Source organism: Sphingomonas sp. PWP1-2 (assembly GCF_049898305.1).
GTDB classification, from domain to species: domain Bacteria; phylum Pseudomonadota; class Alphaproteobacteria; order Sphingomonadales; family Sphingomonadaceae; genus Sphingomonas; species Sphingomonas glacialis.
Window position 1 is genome coordinate 480,891 of record NZ_JAFCXM010000002.1, and the last position, 20,936, is coordinate 501,826.

20 protein-coding genes and 1 tRNA gene are annotated in these 20,936 nt (G+C 67.1%); 13 read left to right on the forward strand and 8 right to left on the reverse strand.

The annotated features are described in order from the left end of the window. Positions 1–5: 5 nt before the first annotated feature. Positions 6–1,286 (forward strand): glycoside hydrolase family 28 protein, encoded by a 1,281-nt coding sequence (locus ACP7C5_RS07105; protein ID WP_426263697.1) that lies wholly within the window; start codon positions 6–8, stop codon positions 1,284–1,286. Positions 1,287–1,327: 41 nt separating this feature from the next. On the opposite strand, the gene ACP7C5_RS07110 is transcribed toward ACP7C5_RS07105, so the two are convergent. Then, positions 1,328–1,477, reverse strand: coding sequence for a hypothetical protein (locus tag ACP7C5_RS07110; protein WP_426263698.1), 150 nt, complete (start codon positions 1,475–1,477; stop codon positions 1,328–1,330). A gap of 295 nt (positions 1,478–1,772) precedes the next feature. Between ACP7C5_RS07110 and ACP7C5_RS07115 the strand changes: the two genes are divergently transcribed. Beyond that, positions 1,773–3,239: a deoxyribodipyrimidine photo-lyase gene (locus ACP7C5_RS07115; protein WP_426263699.1), complete on the forward strand. Its 1,467-nt coding sequence runs from the start codon at positions 1,773–1,775 to the stop codon at positions 3,237–3,239. 337 nt (positions 3,240–3,576) lie between these two features. Here the strand turns inward: ACP7C5_RS07115 and ACP7C5_RS07120 are convergent. Beyond that, positions 3,577–3,666 (reverse strand) — tRNA-Ser (locus ACP7C5_RS07120). Positions 3,667–3,788: 122 nt separating this feature from the next. Between ACP7C5_RS07120 and ACP7C5_RS07125 the strand changes: the two genes are divergently transcribed. The 11 genes from ACP7C5_RS07125 to mazG all read left to right on the forward strand — a co-directional run bounded on the left by ACP7C5_RS07125 (position 3,789) and on the right by mazG (position 13,712). Then, positions 3,789–4,835, forward strand: a complete 1,047-nt coding sequence (locus tag ACP7C5_RS07125) for a lytic murein transglycosylase (protein WP_426263700.1) — start codon at positions 3,789–3,791, stop codon at positions 4,833–4,835. A 4-nt stretch (positions 4,836–4,839) separates the two neighbouring features. Then, positions 4,840–5,748: an SPOR domain-containing protein gene (locus ACP7C5_RS07130; RefSeq protein ID WP_426263701.1), complete on the forward strand. Its 909-nt coding sequence runs from the start codon at positions 4,840–4,842 to the stop codon at positions 5,746–5,748. Between the two features lie 18 nt (positions 5,749–5,766). Further along, positions 5,767–6,936, forward strand: a complete 1,170-nt coding sequence (locus tag ACP7C5_RS07135) for a D-alanyl-D-alanine carboxypeptidase family protein (RefSeq protein ID WP_189674716.1) — start codon at positions 5,767–5,769, stop codon at positions 6,934–6,936. Next, a complete protein-coding gene (tmk, locus tag ACP7C5_RS07140; protein WP_426263702.1) occupies positions 6,933–7,559 on the forward strand; it encodes a dTMP kinase in 627 nt (208 codons plus the stop codon). The genes ACP7C5_RS07135 and tmk overlap by 4 nt, the downstream gene beginning before the upstream one ends. Continuing rightward, positions 7,556–8,533 carry a DNA polymerase III subunit delta' gene (locus ACP7C5_RS07145; RefSeq protein WP_426263703.1) on the forward strand — a complete coding sequence of 326 codons (978 nt, stop codon included), beginning with the start codon at positions 7,556–7,558 and terminating at the stop codon, positions 8,531–8,533. The genes tmk and ACP7C5_RS07145 overlap by 4 nt, the downstream gene beginning before the upstream one ends. A gap of 55 nt (positions 8,534–8,588) precedes the next feature. Continuing rightward, the gene (gene metG / locus ACP7C5_RS07150; protein ID WP_426263704.1) at positions 8,589–10,130 is read left to right on the forward strand and encodes a methionine--tRNA ligase; all 1,542 of its coding nucleotides are present in this window, start codon (positions 8,589–8,591) and stop codon (positions 10,128–10,130) included. After that, on the forward strand, positions 10,130–10,906 hold the full coding sequence (locus ACP7C5_RS07155; RefSeq protein WP_426263705.1) for a TatD family hydrolase: 777 nt from the start codon (positions 10,130–10,132) through the stop codon (positions 10,904–10,906). Before metG ends, ACP7C5_RS07155 begins: the two co-directional genes overlap by 1 nt. Further along, positions 10,903–11,667 (forward strand): MBL fold metallo-hydrolase, encoded by a 765-nt coding sequence (locus ACP7C5_RS07160; RefSeq protein ID WP_426263706.1) that lies wholly within the window; start codon positions 10,903–10,905, stop codon positions 11,665–11,667. The genes ACP7C5_RS07155 and ACP7C5_RS07160 overlap by 4 nt, the downstream gene beginning before the upstream one ends. Continuing rightward, entirely contained in the window at positions 11,664–11,846 is a 183-nt protein-coding gene (locus tag ACP7C5_RS07165; RefSeq protein ID WP_133188213.1) for a hypothetical protein, read from the forward strand. Before ACP7C5_RS07160 ends, ACP7C5_RS07165 begins: the two co-directional genes overlap by 4 nt. A 254-nt stretch (positions 11,847–12,100) precedes the next feature. Next, a complete protein-coding gene (locus tag ACP7C5_RS07170) occupies positions 12,101–12,781 on the forward strand; it encodes an RBBP9/YdeN family alpha/beta hydrolase (RefSeq protein ID WP_426263707.1) in 681 nt (226 codons plus the stop codon). 208 nt (positions 12,782–12,989) lie between these two features. Beyond that, positions 12,990–13,712, forward strand: coding sequence for a nucleoside triphosphate pyrophosphohydrolase (gene mazG, locus ACP7C5_RS07175; RefSeq protein ID WP_426263909.1), 723 nt, complete (start codon positions 12,990–12,992; stop codon positions 13,710–13,712). On the opposite strand, the gene ACP7C5_RS07180 is transcribed toward mazG, so the two are convergent. The 6 genes from ACP7C5_RS07180 to ACP7C5_RS07205 all read right to left on the reverse strand — a co-directional run bounded on the left by ACP7C5_RS07180 (position 13,690) and on the right by ACP7C5_RS07205 (position 20,926). Beyond that, complete coding sequence (locus ACP7C5_RS07180; protein ID WP_426263708.1) at positions 13,690–14,346, reverse strand: GNAT family N-acetyltransferase; 657 nt, start codon at positions 14,344–14,346, stop codon at positions 13,690–13,692. The genes mazG and ACP7C5_RS07180 overlap by 23 nt on opposite strands. After that, the gene (gene hflX / locus ACP7C5_RS07185) at positions 14,324–15,610 is read right to left on the reverse strand and encodes a GTPase HflX (protein WP_426263709.1); all 1,287 of its coding nucleotides are present in this window, start codon (positions 15,608–15,610) and stop codon (positions 14,324–14,326) included. The genes ACP7C5_RS07180 and hflX overlap by 23 nt, the downstream gene beginning before the upstream one ends. Continuing rightward, on the reverse strand, positions 15,607–16,098 hold the full coding sequence (gene hfq / locus ACP7C5_RS07190) for an RNA chaperone Hfq (protein WP_189674705.1): 492 nt from the start codon (positions 16,096–16,098) through the stop codon (positions 15,607–15,609). The genes hflX and hfq overlap by 4 nt, the downstream gene beginning before the upstream one ends. A 148-nt stretch (positions 16,099–16,246) precedes the next feature. Next, entirely contained in the window at positions 16,247–17,077 is an 831-nt protein-coding gene (locus tag ACP7C5_RS07195; RefSeq protein WP_426263710.1) for a 23S rRNA (adenine(2030)-N(6))-methyltransferase RlmJ, read from the reverse strand. A gap of 252 nt (positions 17,078–17,329) precedes the next feature. Continuing rightward, complete coding sequence (locus ACP7C5_RS07200; RefSeq protein ID WP_133188199.1) at positions 17,330–18,703, reverse strand: sigma-54-dependent transcriptional regulator; 1,374 nt, start codon at positions 18,701–18,703, stop codon at positions 17,330–17,332. 3 nt (positions 18,704–18,706) lie between these two features. Continuing rightward, positions 18,707–20,926 carry a sensor histidine kinase gene (locus ACP7C5_RS07205; protein ID WP_426263711.1) on the reverse strand — a complete coding sequence of 740 codons (2,220 nt, stop codon included), beginning with the start codon at positions 20,924–20,926 and terminating at the stop codon, positions 18,707–18,709. Positions 20,927–20,936 lie beyond the last annotated feature (10 nt).

Here is a 20,936-nt window from a genome sequence, read left to right on the forward strand (position 1 = left end):
CAGCGATGCGCTATTCGATTCTTGCCGCGACGAGCCTGATCCTCGCGGCCCCCGCCACCGCGCAGGATCGCCGCACGGTGACCGAGCCGCGTCTGCCCGCGACTGCGTGCGAGACGCTGACGCCCAAAGCGGGCAACCGCGCCGCCGAGCTGCAGGCCGCGCTCAAGCGCTGTGCGGGGCAGGCGGTGCGGCTGAGCGCAGGGCGCTACGACAGCGGTCCGCTCGAGCTGCCGATGCGGACGACGCTGTGGCTCGATCGCGCTGCCGTGCTCGCCGCGATCCCCGATCCGGCGCTGTTCGACACTGGCGAGCACGCTTGCGGGAAGTTCGACCAGCGCGGGAAGGGGTGTCGACCGCTGCTGCACATCGCCGATGCGACCGACGTCGCGATCGTGGGCGACGGCACGGTCGAGGGTAATGGCGGCCAGCCGATGGCCGGCGGAAGCGAGACGTGGTGGCAGCTCGCGCGCCGCGCGCAGGTCGAGAAGGGCAATCAGAACGTCCCGCGGCTGATCGTCGCCGATCGCGGGCGCAATTTCACGCTGTACCGCGTGCGCCTGGCGAACTCGCCCAATTTCCACGTCGTCGCCAACCGCCTGCAGGGCTTCACCGCGTGGGGCGTGATCGTCGATACGCCCGCCGACGCGCGCAACACCGACGGGATCGATCCCGGCGCGAGCGAGGACGTGACGATCACCAGGACGTTCATCCGCACCGGCGACGACAATGTCGCGATCAAGGCGGGCAAGACCGGCGGCACGCGCTACGTCTCGATCCTCGACAACCATTTCTACTCGGGCCACGGCATGTCGATCGGCAGCGAGACCAATGGCGGCGTCGCGCACGTGCTGGTCAAGGGGCTGACGCTCGACGGCACCACTTCGGGCTTGCGCATCAAGAGCGACGCGAGCCGCGGCGGGCTGGTCGAGGATGTGCATTACGAGGACGTCTGCATTCGCGGCAGCAAGCGGCCGATCGACATCTACACCGCCTATGACAAGGAGGCGCGCGGCGAGCTGATCCCGGTCTATCGCGGCATCGTGCTGCGGCGGGTTTATGGCGATGGCGGGCGGCTGATCGCCAATGGCTATGACGCCGCGCACACGCTCGAGCTCGCGCTCGACGACGTGCGGTTCACGGCGGTACCGCGATGGGAAACCGTGCACGCCCGCTTCCTGATCGGCAAAGGCGGCGCGGTGCCCGATCCTACCGGTCAAGCGACCGAGCAGGCTTCCATTGCCGCGCGGTGCGATGCCGCATGGCGTACGTTTCCGGAAAAGCCGTAGCGCAGGGTGATGTCGCGTCGCGGTATCGGCCAAGGGTGTGGTCACTCCTGCCGCGCCGCGCGCTTGTTATTGCGATCGCCATAGACCCGGCGCAGCGCCGCGACCTGGACATGAGCCGCGACCGTGGACTGGAAACCCATCGCGGTGAGGCCATAGCCCGATAGGATGCGGAACGTTCCGCAGGTCGGCACGCCTTCAGCGCTCGGGGGAAGTGCCGAACCGAGGGGATAGGCGATCGGCGTCAGTTCGCGTCTCGCCCGGTGGCGGCGATCAGTCCAGGCACCGTGGCGGGATCGGCCGGTACCCGCCGATCGCGCTTGCTCGGGTGGGATGCCGCGTTGCTGAAAGATCGAGGCGGGACCTCGGCGATGCGGACGCTTCTAAACGAACGTTCGCTTATTTTGGCGACTATCTTCGCCGCTGGCGCCAGGATGCGCATAACAAGACCGCGTTGGCCACGGGGCATCAACGTGGCCGGAGTTTGTGATGGCACTATCTGGACGGCTTGCTGAACTTTCCGACTGGCACCAGGCACCGCGCGTTCGGCCGCTGAACGACCGATTGCCAGCGCAGGGCGGTCGATACGTCCTGTGCTGGCTCCAGCAGGCGCTGCGCGCTTGCGACAACCCCGTTATCGACGCAGCCGTCCGCCTCGGCAACGCGCTGCACCTGCCGGTGCTGGTCTATCACGGTGTCCGCGAGGACTATCCGTATGCGTCGGACCGGCTCCACCACTTCATCCTGAGAGCGAGCATCGATCTCGCGGAGGGATGTCGCCGGCGCGGGCTGGCTTGCGTCCAGCACGTCGAGCGTGCCGAGCGACGGGAAAAGGGTCTGGTCTACCGGCTGGGTGTCGCGGCCGCGGCGATCGTCGTGGAAGACCAGCCGACCTTCGTTGCGCGGTGGCAGTCGGAACGCGTGGCGGGAAGGGTCGACGTGCCCGTTCTTGCGGTGAATGCCGCCTGTCTGGTGCCACCGGCCGTCATCGGCCGCGACGTGCAGGGGCGAACCGCTTTCCTGCGTCGCCATGAGCCAGCGCGGGCCGCTTGGGCGGCCTGGGACGAGGAAATCGCAGACGTCGCCGCCTATTCCGGAGCGTTGCCGTTCACGCCTGACACGCTCCGCGCGGACGAGCTGGGCACCCTGATTGCCGGCCTCGACATCGACCATTCGGTCCCGGTCACCCAGATGCATCCAGCGGGTCGGAACGCGGCGGAGGCGCGGCTCACACGCTTGGTCGCAGACGTGCTGCCCGGCTACGCGTCCAACCGGAACGATGCCACGCGTCTCGATAGCGCGAGCGGTCTTTCGCCTTATCTGCACTTTGGCGTGCTTGGCCCGCGCGAGGTCATGGCGGCAGTGAACGGTGCTGCCGCAGGTGGACAGCACAAGCGCAAGTTCGCCGACGAGTTGCTCGGCTGGCGGGAATGGTTCCACCATCAAGCGCGGCATCTCGACGCGCCCGAACGGTACGACCGGATCGCCCCCTGGGCGCGCCAGACACTCACCGACCATGCCGGCGACCTCCGCCCCGACCAAGAGCCGCTTTCAGCCATGCTGAGGGGCGAGACACGCGACGAGACGTGGAATGCGTGTCAGCGCCAGTTCCTGGCCGAGGGCTGGATGCACAACAACCTGCGGATGTACTGGTGCAAGCGCATCATCGCGATGACGCCCAGTCCGGAAGCGGCATGGGCGACCGCTTGCTATCTCAATGATCGCCTGAGCCTCGATGGTCGTGACCCAAGTACCTACGGCAACATCGCCATGATGTTCGCCGGGGCGCCCACGGAACGCGAGTGTCCGGTCTATGGGCGTGTGGCCACGCGGGGTGACGGCTCTATCCGCCATCGGGTGGGCGGGGACGCGTGGCTGGCAACGGCGGCGTCTCGGCCTGTTCCTCTTGTGTCTGTCCCTGGATTTCCACCGGTAGACCCGTATCTCGCGAGCTAGACAGATATCGCATCGGTCGGCCTAACGGCGTGGACGAACCGCTGCTTCAAGGCGCCGGGTGAGCGCCGTTCGTATTCGGCCAATGCCCGACATGGAGCTTGCAAAGCCCGATCAGCAGGTACGGCGAGCCAGGTCGGTTTCACGCTGACGCGGTTGGAAGATCCTGCGCAGTAGCCGTGCCCGCTGCGTCGATCATTTGGTGCAGCCACGGTGAGTGCCACCCGGTGGACGCCACGATTGATGCGGTGTCGCTGCCACCGCCGAACGCCGAGGCAGACAGAACGCCGTAAACACAGGTCCCGATCCAGCACGTTTATCGAAGGTCGACGGTGCGACGTGGCGGAGAGAGTGGGATTCGAACCCACGGTGAGCTTGCACCCACGGCGGTTTTCAAGACCGCTGCCTTAAACCACTCGGCCATCTCTCCGCGCTTCCGCTCGCATAGCGACCCGACGCGGCATGACGCAAGGGCCACCGCGTGCAAGGTTTGTGACGGGCTGCAGGCCTTTGGGGGTTCATGTGCGCGGGCGGCTGTGCCACTGTTGGCGCATGCGGGACAAACACACATTACGGGCGCGGATCGCCCTTGGACTGACGGCGGCTGCGCTCTGCCTCGGGGTCGGCGGCGCCGCCTGCGCGCAGGACGATTCCGGTTTCCGGAGCTATCTGACGACGCTGCGCGCCAAGGCCGAAGCGAAGGGCGTCAGCCGCGCGACGCTCGACGCGGTGATGCCGACGCTGACGCTCAATCCACGCGTGATCGAGCTCGATCGTGCGCAGCCCGGCGCCAATCCCAACGCGGGGGTCCCCGATTTCGCGCCGTATCAGGCCCAGCATCTGAGCAGCGCGATCATCGCCAACGGCCGCAGCGCCTATCAAGCCGAGCGCTGGCGCCTGCGCCGGATCGAGCAGCAGACCGGTGTTCCCGAATCGATCATGGTCGCGATCTGGGGGCATGAGACGAGCTATGGCCGCGTGATGGGCGGGTTCGACCTGCCGCGCGCGCTCGCCTCGCTCGCCTATGAGGGGCGGCGGCGCGATCTGTTCGCCGATGAGTTCATCGCCTCGATGCAGATGATGGACCGCGGCGTGACGCGGTCGCAGCTTGTCGGGAGCTGGGCGGGGGCGACGGGCGGGCCGCAATTCCTGCCGTCGATCTATTTGCGGCTCGCGCGCGACGGCGATGGCGACGGGCGCGCCGATATCTGGTCGAGCCATGCCGATACGCTGGCGTCAATCGGCAATTATTTCGCCAATGCCGGCTGGCGTCCGGGCCAGCCATGGGGTCTGGCGGTGTCGGTGCCGGCGAGCTTCGACCGCAGCCAGATCACCAACCGCTTGCTGTCGCCGCGCTGCCTCAAGGTGTTTGCGCGCCACAGCGGTTGGAAGACGATGGCCGAATGGCGCGCGCTCGGCGTCGCGCCCGCGTCGCGCAGCTGGCCCGCCGATTCCGTGCTGGCGACGCTGATCGAGCCCGATGGCGTCGGGCGGACCGCCTACCTCCTGACCGGGAATTACCGCGTGATCCTCGATTATAACTGTTCGAATTTCTACGCGCTGTCGGTCGGGTTGCTCGCCGACGCGGTCGAGCAATAAGCGCGTGACGCTGTTGCTTGGCTTGGCGCTGTTTGGCGTCGTGGCGTCGCCCGCTACCGTGGCGCAGCGTGATTTGCGTGACCCGACCCTGCCGTCCGACAGTGCGCGGCCGCCGCAGGATCTGCCGCCCGAAGTCGCGCAAGGGGCCGGCCCGCGCGGGACGTCGGGAGAAGCCCGTGAGGACGGCGTCGGCTATGCAACGCTGCTTACCGCGCCGCCCGAAGGGCGCTGGGCGACGGTCGGGATCGGCGTGGGGCATCCGACGCTCGCGCCCGGCACGCCGGTCGAGCTGACCGCGCTCGACAGCGGGCGGACGATCATCGCGTTGGTCGTCGCACAGAGCAGCGGCGCGGTCGTCGCCTTGTCGCCGGGCGCGGCGCAGGCGCTCGGTGTGGGCGATCATGGCGGCATCCGCGTCCGCACCGTCATCGTCTCGCCGCAGGATCTTCGCGCGCTGCAGGCGGGGCAAGCGGCGTCGCCCCGGCTCGACGCGCCGCCGACCTTGCTCGTGGCGCTTCGGCGCAAACTGCCTGCCGAGCGTGTCGCGCCCGCGCCGCGCTCGCCCAGTCGGCCGGCGGCGGTCGGCACGACCCGCCCGGCTCCCGCGCCGCAGCGGAGTGCACCCGTGAAGCCGCACTCGGCACCCGAGATCGAGGCGCCCGCTCGCGCGAAGCCTGCGCCTGCGCCAGCGCCAGCGGCGGCCCGCGGCGGCCTCATGGTCCAGGTCGCGGCGCTGTCGTCCGCCGAGCGCGCGGCCGCACTCGCCAAGCAGCTCGGCGGCCGCGTCGTCCCGCTCGGCAAGCTCTACCGCGTCCAGCTTGGCCCCTTCGCCGATTCCGCCGCTGCGCAGCGCGCACGTGACGGCGCCGCACGACGCGGCTATGCTGACGCACGCATTTTCCACACCGACTGAAAAACGAGACCGAACCGCATGTCCTCGCGCCAGAAACTGCTCGCCGCCGCCGTCGTTGCCATCGCCGCGACGTGCCCGGCGGTTGCCGCCCCCGAATTCCAGACACCGGCGCCGGTCGCCTATCTGCAGGATTTGTCGTCGGGTGCGATCCTGTATCAGAAGGACGCCGATCGCCGCATGCCGCCCGCCTCGATGGCGAAGATGATGACGGTCTATGTCGCGTTCGAGATGATCAAGTCGGGCGAATTGAAGCTCGACCAGAAATTCCCGGTCCGCCCCGAGACGTGGCGCGCGTGGCACTCGCAAGGGTCGACGATGTTCCTGTCGTCGGGCGAGGAGGTCAGCGTCGAGGATCTGCTCAAGGGCATCGTCACGCTGTCGGGCAACGACGCCTGCGTCGTGCTCGCCGAGGGCATTTCGGGGACCGAGAGCGCGTTCACCGAACGGATGAACCGCGCGGCGACCAAGCTCGGCCTGGCGAACAGCCATTTTGGCACGGCTAACGGCTGGCCCGACAACGGCGTAACCTATGTTACGGCGCGCGATCTCGCCAAGCTCGCCTCGGCGACGATCCAGACCTATCCCGATCTCTACAAGCGCTTCTATTCGCTGCGCAGCTTTACCTGGGGCAAGACGCTCGGCGGCGAGAAGCCGATCGACCAGGCCAATCGCGATCCGTTGCTCGGGCGCGTGTCGGGTGCCGATGGCTTGAAGACCGGGCACACCGACGAGGCTGGCTATGGCTTCACCGGGTCGGCGATGCAGAACGGCCGCCGTCTCGTGCTCGTCATGGCGGGGCTCGGCACTTCGGGCCAGCGCGCCGAGGAATCGGTCAAGTTCATGGAATGGGGCTTCCGTGCGTGGCAGGCCAAGCCGATCCTCGCCAAGGGCAAGCAAATCGAGACCGCCGAAGTCCAGCTCGGCAGCGCGAACAGCGTCGGCCTCGTTGCCGCCAACGATCTGAGCGCGACCGTGCCGGCCGGCACGGCGGGCGAGATGAAGCTCAGCGTGCAATATGACGGCCCGATCAAGGCGCCGATCAAGGCTGGCCAGCATATCGCCGACCTCGTCGTGGTGACGCCCGGCATGCCCGCCGAGCGCCTCCCGCTGGTCGCCGCCAACGACGTCAGCGAAGCCGGCTTCTTCGGCCGCGCCTGGGCGGGTCTGATGGGGCTGTTCGGCGGGTGATCGGACGCTTCATCTCGCTTGAAGGCGGGGAGGGGGCGGGCAAGTCGACTCAAGCGAAACGGCTTGCTGCCGCGCTCGCCGAGCGTGGGATCGATGCGCTCGTCACGCGCGAACCCGGCGGAAGCGAGGGCGCGGAGGCGATCCGTGCGCTGCTGATGCAGGGCGATGTCGCGCTCTGGAGCGCGCACAGCGAAGCCTTGCTGTTCGCCGCGGCGCGCGCCGATCATGTCGAGAAGACGATCCGGCCCGCGATTGGCGCTGGCCGGTGGGTGATCTGTGATCGGTTCCTCGACAGCAGCCGGGCGTATCAGGGCGTTGCCGGCGGGATCGACGATGCCGCGGTGCTTGCACTGCACGCGTTCGGTTCGCGCGGGCTGCTGCCCGATCGCACGCTCGTGCTCGAGCTGTCGCCCGAGCAAGGGAGCGCGCGCGCCGCGCTGCGCGACGGCGACGCGTCCGATCGCTTCGCGGCGCGGGGCCCCGAGTTCCATGCCGACGTTGCTGCGGCGTTCCGGCGTTTTGCGGCGAACGAGCCCGCGCGCTTCCGGATGATCGATGCCGCAGCGGGAATCGAAGACGTCGCCGGCTCGGTCCTCGCAGCGGTCGCGGACTTGCTGCCATGACGCTGCCGCTCGGCAACGACGCCGCGCATCAGGCGTTCGCTGCCGCAATGGCGAGCGGGGCGCTGCACCATGCCTGGCTGTTTGCCGGCCCCGAGGGGATCGGCAAGGCGACCTTCGCGCGCGCCGCGGCGCTGCGCTTGTTCGCGCAAGGGGCGGGGGCGGACTTGCCGCCCGGGTTCGACGTTCCCGAGAGCGACCCGCAGCGCAAGCTGATCGCTGCGGGATCACATCCCGACTATCGCGAGCTGACCCGCCAGCCGAAGGAGGGCGACAAGACCGGTCTCGATCTCGCGCGGAGTATACCGATCGCGCAGGTTCGCGCGCTCGGGCCGATGTTCGCGACGCGGCCGTCTATGTCGGACCGGCGCGTCGTGATCATCGACTCGGTCGATGACCTCGAGCGCCCGGGCGCGTCGAACGCACTGCTCAAGAACCTCGAAGAGCCGCCGCAGGGGACGATCTTCCTGCTGATCAGCCATGCGCCGGGCCGGTTGCTCCCGACGATCCGCTCGCGCTGCCGCCAGCTGCGCTTCGATCCGCTGGGCGACGCCACCATGACGTCGGTGCTCGAGCATCTGCTGCCGAGCGCCGATCCGGCCGAACTGACCGCGCTCGTCGGCGTCGCGCATGGCTCGCCGGGACGCGCGCTCGGTTTTGCCGGGCTCGATCTCGCAGCCCTCGACCAGGCGCTCGCGGTGATCGCGCGGGAGGGCGACCCGGGCAACGGCCGCCGCGTCCGGCTCGCCAAGTCGCTCGCGCTGAAAGCCGCGCAGAAGCGCTACGAGGCGTTTCTCGACCGGGCACCGGCGTTCATCGCGGCGCATGCTGCCGAGCGCCAGGGCGAACGCCTGCGGATCGCGCTCGACGGGTATGACGCCGCGCGCGAGCTGGCCGCGACCGCGCGCGCGCTGACGCTCGATGCGCAGGCGACCGTCTATGAAATGGCGGGGATCGTCGCCCGGCTCGCTGTGTAACGCTGGCACCGCGGCGAGGCTTCAATATCGCGCGCGGATGCCCTAGGAGGCGCGCATGACCGACCCCTATTATATCACGACCGCGATCAGTTACCCCAACGGCCGCCCGCATGTCGGCCACGCCTATGAGGCGATCGCGACCGATGCGATCGCGCGCTATCAGCGCCAGCTGGGGCGCGAAGTCCGTTTCCAGACGGGCACCGACGAACATGGTCTCAAGATGGTCCAGGAAGCGCGCAAGCGCGATCTGACGCCCCGCGCGCTTGCCGACGAGATGAGCGGGTATTTCAAGGCGATGGCCGACGCGCTTGATATCTCGTACGATCGGTTTATCCGCACCAGCGACGAGGATCATTACCGCGCCAGCCAGGCGATCTGGCGCGCGATGGAGGCGGCTGGCGACCTGTATCTCGACCGCTACGAGGGCTGGTACTCGGTCCGCGACGAAGCGTTTTACGACGAGAAGGAACTCGTCGAGGGCGAGGGCGGCGTCAAGCTGTCGCCACAGGGCACACCGGTCGAATGGACCGCCGAGGAGACGTGGTTCTTCAAGCTTTCCAAATACCAGCAGCCGCTGCTCGATTTCTACGCCGCGAACCCGGACTTCATTCGCCCCGAGGCACGCCGCAACGAAATCCTGCGCTTCGTCGAGGGTGGTCTCTCGGACCTTTCGGTCTCGCGCACTAGCTTCGACTGGGGCGTGCCGGTACCCGGGAGCCCCGGTCACGTCATGTACGTGTGGGTCGACGCGTTGACCAATTATCTGACCGGCGTCGGCTATCCCGACGATGTCGAATTGTACGAGACCTTCTGGCCGGCGCAGCTACATGTCATCGGCAAGGATATCGTGCGATTTCATGCCGTTTACTGGCCGGCGTTCCTGATGAGCGCGAACATTCCGCTGCCGCGCGCGGTGTTCGGGCACGGCTTCCTGCTCAACCGCGGGGAGAAGATGTCGAAGTCGGTCGGCAACGTGACCGATCCGATGGAACTGGCGACGCGCTTCGGTGTCGATGCGCTGCGCTATTTCCTGCTACGCGAAGTCAGCTTCGGGCAGGATGGCAGCTATTCGGAAGAGGCGATCGTCACGCGCTGCAACGCCGATCTCGCCAACAATCTCGGGAATCTCGCGCAGCGGTGCCTGTCGATCATCGCCAAGGCGTGCGGCGGCGTCGTTCCGGCGATGGGCGTGCGGACCGCGGCGGAAGACGCGCTGATCGCGAGCGTCGAGGCGGCCGAGACCGGCATGCACAGCGCAATGACCGACCTTGCGCTGCATAACGCGCTCGAGGCGATCTGGTCCGCGGCGCGCGACGCCAACCAGTATTTCGCCGACCAGGCGCCGTGGAGCGTGCGCAAGACCGACCCCGAGCGTGCCGACACGATCCTCTATCATGCCGCCGAGGCGATCCGCCGGATCGCAATCCTCGCGCGCTGGGCGATCCCGGGCGGTGCAGACAAACTGCTCGACCTGCTTGCGCAAAACCCCGACGCGCGCGGCTTCGAAGCGCTCGGCCATCCGCTCGCGCCGGGGTTGACGCTGCCGGCGCCGGCGGGGGTGTTTCCGCGGCTCGAAGCCCCGGCGGTGGAGGCCTGATGTTCGCCGACAGCCATTGCCACCTCAATTACAAGGGCCTGGTCGAGGGGCAGCAGGACGTGCTCGCCCGCGCCCGTGCGCGCGGCGTCCATGCGATGCTCAACATCGCGACGCGCGAGAGCGAGTGGGATGCGGTGATCGCCACGGCCGAGCGCGAAAGCGACGTCTGGGCGACCGTCGGCATCCATCCGCACGAGGCCGACCAGCATCCCGATATCGGCACCGCGCGACTGGTCGAGCGCGCGCAGCACCCGCGCGTCGTCGGGATCGGCGAGAGCGGGCTCGATTACTTCTATGATCACAGTGATCGCGACCGCCAGCGCGCGAGCTTCCGCGCGCACATCGCGGCGGCGCGCGAGACGCAGCTGCCGCTCGTCGTCCACACGCGCGACGCCGAGGACGATACCGCCGAGATCATGCGCGAGGAGATGGGGAAGGGGGCCTATCCCGCTGTCATCCATTGCTTCACCGCGAGCGGGGCGTTCGCCGATATCGCGCTCGAAATCGGCTGCTATATCTCGATCTCGGGGATCGTGACCTTCAAGAACGCCAAGGACCTGCAGGAAACCGCGGTGCGGTTGCCGCTCGACCGGCTGTTGATCGAGACCGATGCGCCGTTCCTTGCGCCGGTCCCGCACCGCGGCAAGACGGGCGAGCCTGCGTTCGTCGCCGATACCGCGGCGTTCCTCGCGCAGTTGCGCGGCGAGGCGCTCGAAACGCTGGCGGCCGCGACCGCCGAGAACTTTCATGCTTTGTTCACCAAGACGCGCCTATGAAGGTGCGGATCCTCGGTTCGGGAACCTCCTCCGGGGTCCCGCGGATCGGCAACGACTGGGGCGCATGCGACCCGACCAATCCACGCAACCGCCGGCTGCGCGCGTCGATCCTGATCGAGAGCGCGACGACGCGGATCCTGGTCGATACCGGACCCGACATGCGCGAGCAGTTGCTGGCGGCGGGAGTCGACACGCTCGACGCGGTGATCTGGACGCACGACCATGCCGATCACACGCATGGCATCGACGACCTGCGCCAGGTGTTCCACGCGATGGGGCGCCCGGTCCGTGGGCTTGCGCGGCCTGACCTCAAGGCAATGCTCGAACGCCGCTTCAGCTATGTCTTTCGCGGGCACGACGGGTATCCGCCGACCGTAGCGATCGAGCCACTCCCGGACTCGATCACGATCGGCGACATCACGGTCAGCACCGTCGAGCAGCCGCATGGACCGTTCGTCTCGGCCGGACTGCGCTTCGTCAGCGCAGCGGGATCGATCGGATATGCGACCGATTTCAGCGCGATGACGCCCGATATGGCGACACTGTATCAAGGGCTCGATTTGTGGGTGGTCGACGCGCTGCGCCGACGTCCGCATCCGTCGCATGCCGATTTGCCGAGCGTGCTGGGCTGGGTCGAGGCGTTCCGGCCCGGCCACACCGTGCTGACGCACATGGACCAGTCGATGGATTACGCCACGCTCGTCGCCGAACTGCCGCCGGGCGTCGAGCCGGGTTATGACGGTTTGGAACGGGCACTGTGAGCGACGGCGCGATGACGATCGTGCTGTATGTCCTCGTGCTGATCCTGCCGCTGAGCGCGCTCGCCGCGCGGCGTCTGCCGATCGGCGATGCGATCAAGATGGCGCTGGCATGGGTCGCGATCTTCGGGGTGCTGCTTATAGTCGTGACGCTTTGGCAGGGTGCAACCACGAGCGCTTGAGCCGGCGCCGACTGTGGCGCCATATCGGCGCAGGTTTAACATAATGTATATTATCGGACTTGCAGGTTGCCTAGATCCAGATAGGGCGGATGGGCAAAGTCCAGCTTTAGTCCCTCGAAGAAAGCGGCCTTTGCGGCGCCACGCGATAAGCGAGATCATATCCCATCATTGAGATCGGATTTGATGATGCCCCATTCTTACCAAATGCCTGAGTTGGTCCATGCGCCGCGCTCGCCTTATCTGTGGATCGCCGCATGATCCAGCCGATCCTTCTCACGGTCCCCGGGTTGCTCGGTTCGAGCGACGACCATTGGCAGACACGCTGGGAGCGCGAACGGCGCGATACGCATCGGATCGATCTCGGCGACTGGGATAATCCCAACCGGACGGTCTGGATGAGCCGGATCGATCAAGCGGTCGCTGCGGCCCGCGGGCCGATCGTGTTGGTGGCGCACAGCCTGGGTTGCCAGGCTGTGACGTGGTGGGCCAACGCCTCCGGCCCAAGCGGCGCGTCGTCGGTCTTGGGAGCCCTGCTCGTCGCGCCGCCCGCGACCGAGCGCGCCGCGCTCGATCCGCGCATCGCGCGCTTCGGGAACGATCCGCGCCGGGCCTTGCCGTTCGTTTCGCTGCTCATTGCGAGCGAAGACGATCCTTATGCCACGATCGAGGAGTCGCAGGCGCTGGCGCGCAAATGGGGTTCGGGGCTGGTCGATATCGGGCGCGCGGGGCATATCAATGCGCGCTCGGGCCTGGGGAGCTGGCCACAGGGGCAAGCCGCGGCGGAGCTGTTGCGCGACGCAAGGACGGGCAATGTCCGGACCTTGGCGCGGCAAGCGCAGGCGGTGCTGCTGGATGGCGAGTTCGATGCCACGCGCGCTATCCCCAGCGGATTGGGTCGCGCGTCGAGCCGGGATCGCACGCCAGTTCGTCATTGAGGATCGCGCCTCGAGCCGGTGCGGTTCGGAGCGCGCGGGGAAGAGATCGCCTTCGCCTGCATCCTGCGATACGGAAGGCCGTGCGCGGGCCTCTCGCGCCTGGTTCTAGCCGCGAGTTCGATATCACCATGCATTGCCCCCCTTCCGCTCGGAGTCTCGACATCCGCTTCGACAGGATTGTGCGGTGATCGCGCGTCTCGTCGCCATCATGGCGCGGCTGCGCGATCCGGCGACGGGCTGCGAATGGGACGTCGCGCAGGATTTCGCGAGCATCGCGCCGTACACGATCGAAGAGGCCTATGAAGTCGCCGACGCGATCGCGCGCGACGACATGGCCGATCTCAAGGACGAGCTCGGCGACCTCTTGCTCCAGGTCGTGTTCCACAGCCGGATCGCCGAGGAAGCCGGCCTGTTCGCGCTGCCCGACGTGGTCGCCGCGATCAGCGACAAGATGGAGCGCCGCCATCCGCACATCTTTGGCGATGCCGAAAACGGCGGGCATCAGCGCTGGGAACAGATCAAGGCCGAGGAACGCGCCGCCAAGGGTGCCGGCGGCGCGCTCGACGGCGTCGCGGTCGGCCTGCCTGCGCTGCTCCGCGCGGAAAAACTGCAGAAGCGCGCCGCGCGGACCGGGTTCGACTGGCCCGATACCGAAGGCCCGCGCGCCAAGATCCATGAGGAAATCGCGGAGGTCGAGGCAGCGGCGACGCACGATGAACGGGAGGACGAGATCGGCGACTTGCTGTTCTCGGTCGTGAATTGGGCGCGCAAGCTCGGGGTCGACCCGGAGGCCGCGCTACGCCGCGGCAATGCGAAGTTCGAGCAGCGCTTCAAGGCGATGGAGAGCGCAGCGGGCGATGGTTTCGGGGCTCTGTCGCTCGAAGAGAAGGAAGCGCTGTGGCAGTCGATCAAGCGTACACGGCAGGACTAAGCGCGCTCGCATAGGCACTCTGCACGGTCCAGCCGAGGCTGGTGTAGAGCGCCCTTCCCTGATCGGTCGCGACGAGGATTTCGCGCGAGGCCGCATCCCGCCGCTGTCCGCGTAATGCGCCCATCACCGCATGGCCGAGACCGCGCCGTTGGTGATCGGGACTGGTGACGATCCGGTCATAGGCGAACACCCCCGCCGTCTCGGCCGCATAGCCGCTTGCCGCGAACGTTCCGTCGGGTGCGACGATCGTCGCGGCGATCACGCCGTCGGTCTCATCGACCCTCAGACGATAGCCGGCAGCTAACGGGCGGTGCGTCGGATCGACCGTAGCGGTCATTACCCAGCAGCGCGCCTGAAGCGCCCAGTCGTTCGGCAGAAGCGCCAGCATATCGGCATCGGTCGCGCAAACCTTGATGAACACCTGCGGTCGCCCGATCGTCCGCGCGAGCGTCGAAATCTCCCGATCGGCGCGCGCGAAGATGTAGCGGCACCATTCCACGTCGCTGCGCGTATCGACGCGCCAGCCGCCGTGATCGGCGACCGGCGCAGCAACCCCGCGTGCGCAGGAACGCGCCGCGACCCAGCCCGCGATCAGCGCGGGATCGACACCACTAGCGCTGGGCGAAGCGCTCATAGTCGCGCTCGGCCATCCGGACGTCGTAGATCGCCTGCTCGCCTTCGACCGATTGCGACAGCACGTCGCCATGCGCGTGCAGCCACGCCGCGCCCGCGCCGTCGCCGGCGTCGAGCAGGATCGTATAGCGCCGATGGCTCACGGTCAGCAGCGCGGCAACGGTGTCGAGCAGGCCCGCCACCCCTTCCCCGCTCAGCGCCGAGATCGCCACGACATCCTCGCGCCGCGCGGCCTCGCCGAGCCATTCGGCACGCTCGTCTTCGTCGAGCAAGTCAAGCTTGTTCCACGCTTCGATCCGCGGCACCGACGTATCGACGCCGATGTCGCGCAGCACGGTCTCGACATCGTCGCGCTGCACGAGCGTATCGGGATGCGCGATGTCGCGGACGTGGATCAGCAGATCGGCCGAGACCACCTCCTCGAGTGTCGCCTTGAACGCGGCGACGAGCTGGGTCGGCAGTTCAGAGACGAATCCGACGGTGTCCGAGAGGATCGCCTTGTCGATTCCGGGGAGCGCGATCTGGCGCAGCGTCGGGTCCAGCGTCGCGAAGAGCAGATCCTCGGCCATGACGTCAGCACCCGTCATCCGGTTGAACAGCGTCGATTTTCCGGCGTTGGTATAGCCGACGAGCGCGATCACCGGCCACGGCGCGCGCTGGCGGCGGTCGCGGTGCAGGCCGCGCGTGCGCGACACTTGCTCGAGCTCCTTCTTCAGCCGCGCCATGCGATCGCGGATCAAGCGCCTGTCGGCCTCGATCTGCGTCTCGCCCGGGCCGCCGAGGAAGCCGAAGCCGCCGCGCTGACGTTCCAGATGGGTCCAGCTGCGCACCAGCCGGCCCGCCTGGTAATCGAGATGCGCGAGCTCGACTTGCAGGCGGCCTTCGGCGGTCGCGGCGCGCTCGCCGAAGATTTCCAGGATCAGCCCAGTGCGATCGATCACCTTGGCCGACAGCGCCTTTTCGAGGTTGCGTTGCTGGACCGGCGTGAGGTTTGCGTCGAAAACGACCAGCTCGGCCTCGCCCATCCGCACCGTCGCCGCGAGCGCCTCGAGCTGACCTTTCCCGATCAGCGTCGAGGGCTGGAGCGTTCGGACCTTGATCGCGACGCGATCGACCACTTCGACATGGATCGCCATGGCGAGACCGGCGGTTTCCGCCAGCCGCGCCTCAGCGTCGCGCGTCGATGCACCGGTATCGGGATAGACGACGACCGCCTTGGCACCGCGCGCTACATCATCGCGGTCGCGTTCAAATCCAGTGGTCAATCTTCGTCCGAACCTGCTGTTTCATCAGCCAAATTGAGGGGGTGCGCGGGCTGGATCGTCGAGACCGCATGCTTGTAGACGAGCTGCGCCATGCCGTCGCGCTGGAGCAACATGCAGAACAGGTCGAACGCCGCGATCTGTCCCTGCAGCATCACGCCGTTGACGAGGAACATCGTCACGTTGTCCTCCGACTTCCGCACTGCGTTGAGGAAGATTTCCTGCAGCAACGGCTGCTTGCGCTGCGCCTCACCGACCGCATTGACGATCGCGTCGATGTCGACGGTGTTCGACGGCATGATCGTCGAAATCGCGTGCTTGTAGATCAGCTGCGACTGACCGTCGCGGCGAAGCAGCACCGAGAAATTGTCGAACCAAGTGACGATGCCCTGGAGCTTGACGCCCTTGACGAGGAACATCGTGATCGGGGTCTTGGTGCGGCGGAGCGCATTGAGGAACAGGTCTTGCAGAGACGTGTGCTTGTCGGCCATCGGTCGATCCTATGTTTTTGGCGGGTGGTTCCCGCAGTGCGCCGGTTCCGGCGTCGAGATGCGCCTGAGTGACGCTAGACTGATTTAGGGTGCCGGGGGCGGTTCGTCCAGCGGGTGGGGTTAGAAAGGGGCGGCCGTCGCGTTTCCGTTACGCGCTCAACCACTCGGTTGTGAGCTCGCCGCGATGCCCCTCCGGCGCGAGCACAGCGCGCAAGGCGTCCAGCAGAGGCGGCAACGCCCGCGTGAAGGCGTATGGCGAATTGACGATAAAAAGGCCCGCGCCATTATAAATGCCGGGCTGATCTTCGTCGTACAGCCAATGCTCCACCCCCAGCACTTTCGGGATGCCGAGCTTGCGTACCTGCGCCTTCCACCGCGAATGCGTGGCGCGGTCTTTCAGCGGATACCAGATCACCGTCACGCCATGCGCCCATTTGCGGTGAGCGGCAGCGAGCGTTGCCGTGATCCGGTCGCGTTCGTCCAATTGCTCATAGGGCGGATCGACCACCACCACGCCGCGCGCGGTTCGGGGCGGCACCACCGCCAGCCATAGCTCATAGGCGTCGCGCTCGTGCACGGCAGCGGACGTGCCGCGCATGACGCCGCGCAAGGTATAGGCGTCCTCTGGATGTTTTTCGTTGAGGATCAGGAAATCCTGCGGGCGCAGAAGCTGCGCGAGAAACCGCGGCGAGCCGGGGTAGAGCTGCGGCTCGGTACCGACATTCACCGCTTGGACGGCGGCGCGGTAGGCGTCCAGCAAGGGGTTCTGGTCGGCAAAGGCCCGCAGCACGCCCTGCGCGGCTTCGCCGGTGCGTTGGGCCTCGTCGCCGCCAAGGTCGTACAGCCCGCAGCCGGCATGCGTGTCGATCAGCGTCAGCGCGCCCGGTTTTTGCTGCAAGGCCCGCACAAGGGCGATCAAAAGGCTGTGCTTGACGACGTCGGCGCTATTGCCGGCATGGAAGGAATGGCGATAATTCATTGCAACTCAAAATCCTGACGATCGACCTTTTAGACGTGCTGCGGGGTTGGGTGGAGCACGCGTGGCGAAAGTACCAATCCGGTGCTCGTATAAAGCCGGTTCGAAATCTTCAACGCTCTTCCGGGACGCGCCTCAGGTCCGCGTTCGCGATCGTATCAGCGGCGGAGAATTGCGGCGCCGAGCGCTTGAGACTGCCCGATCATCGAGAGACCGGACGCGACGAGGATTACCGCGTCCGTCCCCGCCCGCCGCTCAATCCTCTCGCACCTCGGTGATCCCCAGTAATTTCAGCTTCCGGTGCAACGCCGAGCGCTCCATCCCGATGAAGTTCGCCGTCCGCGAGATATTGCCCGAGAAGCGCCGGATCTGCACGCGCAGATACTCGCGCTCGAACGTCTCGCGCGCCTCGCGCAGCGGCGATCCCATGATCGCCGTCCCGCTCCCGCCGAGTTCGCCCGGATCGCCGAGGATGTCGGCAGGCAGCATGTCGAGGTCGATACGTCCGATCCGGTCCCCGGGCGCCATGATGATCGTACGCTCGACCACGTTGCGCAGCTGGCGGACGTTGCCCGGCCATTCGTACGATTGCAGCGCGACCATCGCGTCGGGCGCGACTTCAGGGGTCGGCACGCGACGTTCGGACGCGTAATGCGCCATGAAATGGTCGATCAGCGCGGGAATGTCCTCACGTCGCTCGGCGAGGCCGGGGATCGCGACGGGGACGACGTTGAGGCGATAATAGAGATCCTCGCGGAAACGCCCCTCGGCGATCTCGTGCGTCAGGTCGCGCGCGGTTGCCGAGACGACGCGGACGTCGACCTTGACGATGCGCTGCCCGCCGACGCGGCTGAAGCTCTGGTCGGTCAGCACGCGCAGGATGCGGCCTTGCGTGGCGAGCGGCATGTCGGCGATCTCGTCGAGGAACAGCGTCCCGCCATGCGCCTGCTCGAGCAGCCCCGACCGGACGAGCTGGCCGGCTTCCTCGGCGCCGAACAGTTCCTCCTCGACGCGCTCGGGCGTCATTCGGGCTGCGTTGACGATGACGAAAGGCGCATTGGCGCGCTGGCTCCAACCGTGGAGCAACCGTGCGGCGACTTCCTTGCCGACGCCCGCCGAGCCCATGATCAGCACGCGGCTGCCCGTCGCGGCGACGCGCTTCAAGGTCGCGCGCACCCCGTTGATCGCCGCGGAATTTCCGGTGAGATCGTTGTTCTGCCCGACCGATTCGCGCAAAGATGCGATTTCGCGACGCAGGCTCTCGGTCTCGGTCGCGCGCGCGACCATCAGCAACAGACGTTCGGCCTCGAACGGCTTTTCGATGAAATCGGCGGCACCGCGGCGGATCGCGGCAACGGCGGTGTCGAGATTGCCATGGCCCGAGATCATCAGCACCGGGATCGACGGATCGCGCCGCTTGATCTCGTCGAGCAGTTCGAGCCCGTCGAGCCGCGAGCCGTGGAGCCAGACGTCGAGCAAGACGAGCGACGGGCGGCGCACCGAGATCGCCTCGAGCGCCGAGTCGCTGTCGGCAGCGACGCGTGCGCCATAGCCTTCGTCTTCGAGGACGCCGGCGACCAGATCGCGAATGTCACGTTCGTCATCGACGACGAGGATGTCGAGGGGCATGGCTCAGGTCCGGTTCTGTAAAAGGGCAGGTGCGGGCGTGTCGGCGATGCCCCCATCGCCTCCATCACCCTGGTCGAGATTGGCGAGCATCGCCGTGTCGAAACGCACGCTAACGATCGTGCCCCCCCCGGGGCGGTCGTCGAAGGCGATCGTGCCGCAATGTTCCTCGACGATCTTCTTGACGATCGCGAGGCCAAGCCCGGTGCCGCGCGCGCGCGTCGTGACATAGGGTTCGACGATGCGGTCGCGATTGGCGGGGAGCCCGATGCCAGTGTCGGCGAGCGTCAGGGTGGCATGCCCCTCGCCTTCGCTCACCGTCATCGCGATTTCGGCCGAGAGCGCGTCGGTATGCGCCTCGACGGCTTCGACCGCGTTCTTGACGATATTGGTCAGCGCCTGGCCGATCTGGCGGCGATCGCACACGAGGATCGGGCCGGGATCGTCATGCGTCAGCGTGAAGACGATGCCGGGGTGCGCGACTTCGTGGAGGAACATCGTCTGGCGCGCGAGATCGACGAGCGATTCCTCGCGGAAGACGGGCTTCGGCATCCGCGCGAACGACGAGAATTCGTCGACCATCCGGCGCAGATCGCCGACCTGGCGGATGATCGTCTCGGTCAAGCGCGCGAAGGTCGTGTCCTCGGGGTCGATCTGCTTGCCATAGCGGCGCTGGAGCCGCTCGGCGGCGAGCTGGATCGGGGTCAGCGGATTCTTGATCTCATGCGCGATGCGGCGCGCGACGTCCGACCAGGCGGCGCGCCGCTGGTCGAGCAATTGCCCGGTGATATCATCGAACGTCAGGATCGGGCCTTCCGCCGCGCGCGTGACCTTGACCGCGAGCGTGCGCGCCTCGCCGCCGCCAGCGCCGAGCTCGACGATCGCCTCGCGCTCCTTGCCTTCGACCAAGGCAGCGAGCTCGGGCGAGATCAGGCTGAGCGGCTTGCCGGCTAGCGTATCCTCGGCGCCGTCGAGCAAGGTGACGGCCGAGCGGTTGATCAGCCGGATCGTCCCGTCGGGCGCGACCGAGATGACGCCTGCGGTCACCCCCGACATCACCGCCTCGATCAGCGCGCGGCGGCTTTCGAGCGCGCTGTTCTGCGTCTGCAGGCGGCTGGTCATGCCGTTGAAGGCGTTGGCGAGCGTGCCGACCTCGTCATCGGTCGTCGGTGTCGGCACGCGCGCGCCGAGGTCACCCGCGGCGACGCGGTGCGCGGCGGCGACCAGTTCGCCGACCGGGCGCACGAGGCGATCGGCGACGGCGAGCGCGATCCACACCGCGATCGCGACGATCAGCAGCGAAATGGCGAGCAGAGCGGCGTTGAACTTGAGCTGCAGCGAGCGCGCCTTGACCAGCAGATCACGATAGGTCGAAAGCACTTCGGTGCTGCGGCGCGACTGTTCCTCCATCACCTTGACGTCGGAGATCGCCACACTCAGGAAATACTGGTCTGTCGTTCCCGGGATCGCAGTCAGCGTCTCGATGCGGTTACCTTTGACTGTCGTCACGCTCGGCGTCCCGGCCCGCACCTGGTTGAGATCTGTGACGCTGATCTCGTTGCGCAAGTCGAGCTTATCGGGGTTGATTGCGTAGATCGGCTGAATGTCGTTCTTGGGACTGGCGGAAAAGATGAAGCCGTCCGACAGGCTGCGGAAGTAAATCTGGTAAAAGAAAATGTTTTCGAAAGCCGGTGAACCCGACTTGAACTCAGGATAGCCGGCGATGTCCTGCGCTGCAGTTACGGTAGCTTGCTGCCAGCGCTTGAGCATTTGTTGGTACGACGTCTTAGCGACCCCGGTGGCGTTCTCAATCATGTCGCGCGCCTGGTCGGAATACCAGAACTGGACGCCGTACTGGAACAGCAGCGAGGCGAAGATCACGACGAGCAAAGTCGGTACCGCAGCGACCATCGAGAAGATCGCGACGAGCCGAACGTGGAGCCGCCCGCGCCCACCAATTGGCGAGCGCGCGGCACGGCGCATCGCGACGCGGCGGCCGAGCAGGACGAGCAATGCGACGCCGGGCAGCAGGTTCGACACGAGCAGCAGCGCGACGACGGCAGGGCTGAGCAGGCTCTGCGAGGCGGCACCGCTCGCAATGACGAAATAGCTTGCGACCGCGATCGCGATTGCACCAGCGACGACCGAAAGCTCGAGCGCGGGTGTCACGCTGATCCACGACCGCGAGGCCGGCACAGACACAGTAGAGGCCGAAGCGTCGCTCATCGTGACATTG

Excerpts from the sequence above, each read along its gene's own strand:
- mazG (WP_426263909.1), top strand. The coding sequence starts at position 12,990 with ATGGCGCGGCTGCGCGATCCGGCGACGGGCTGCGAATGGGACGTCGCG.
- ACP7C5_RS07205 (WP_426263711.1), bottom strand. The coding sequence starts at position 20,926 with ATGAGCGACGCTTCGGCCTCTACTGTGTCTGTGCCGGCCTCGCGGTCG.
- hfq (WP_189674705.1), bottom strand. The coding sequence starts at position 16,098 with ATGGCCGACAAGCACACGTCTCTGCAAGACCTGTTCCTCAATGCGCTC.
- ACP7C5_RS07105 (WP_426263697.1), top strand. The coding sequence starts at position 6 with ATGCGCTATTCGATTCTTGCCGCGACGAGCCTGATCCTCGCGGCCCCC.
- metG (WP_426263704.1), top strand. The coding sequence starts at position 8,589 with ATGACCGACCCCTATTATATCACGACCGCGATCAGTTACCCCAACGGC.
- ACP7C5_RS07160 (WP_426263706.1), top strand. The coding sequence starts at position 10,903 with ATGAAGGTGCGGATCCTCGGTTCGGGAACCTCCTCCGGGGTCCCGCGG.
- ACP7C5_RS07200 (WP_133188199.1), bottom strand. The coding sequence starts at position 18,703 with ATGCCCCTCGACATCCTCGTCGTCGATGACGAACGTGACATTCGCGAT.
- ACP7C5_RS07155 (WP_426263705.1), top strand. The coding sequence starts at position 10,130 with ATGTTCGCCGACAGCCATTGCCACCTCAATTACAAGGGCCTGGTCGAG.
- ACP7C5_RS07195 (WP_426263710.1), bottom strand. The coding sequence starts at position 17,077 with ATGAATTATCGCCATTCCTTCCATGCCGGCAATAGCGCCGACGTCGTC.
- ACP7C5_RS07115 (WP_426263699.1), top strand. The coding sequence starts at position 1,773 with ATGGCACTATCTGGACGGCTTGCTGAACTTTCCGACTGGCACCAGGCA.
- ACP7C5_RS07125 (WP_426263700.1), top strand. The coding sequence starts at position 3,789 with ATGCGGGACAAACACACATTACGGGCGCGGATCGCCCTTGGACTGACG.
- ACP7C5_RS07170 (WP_426263707.1), top strand. The coding sequence starts at position 12,101 with ATGATCCAGCCGATCCTTCTCACGGTCCCCGGGTTGCTCGGTTCGAGC.
- ACP7C5_RS07180 (WP_426263708.1), bottom strand. The coding sequence starts at position 14,346 with ATGAGCGCTTCGCCCAGCGCTAGTGGTGTCGATCCCGCGCTGATCGCG.
- ACP7C5_RS07145 (WP_426263703.1), top strand. The coding sequence starts at position 7,556 with ATGACGCTGCCGCTCGGCAACGACGCCGCGCATCAGGCGTTCGCTGCC.
- ACP7C5_RS07135 (WP_189674716.1), top strand. The coding sequence starts at position 5,767 with ATGTCCTCGCGCCAGAAACTGCTCGCCGCCGCCGTCGTTGCCATCGCC.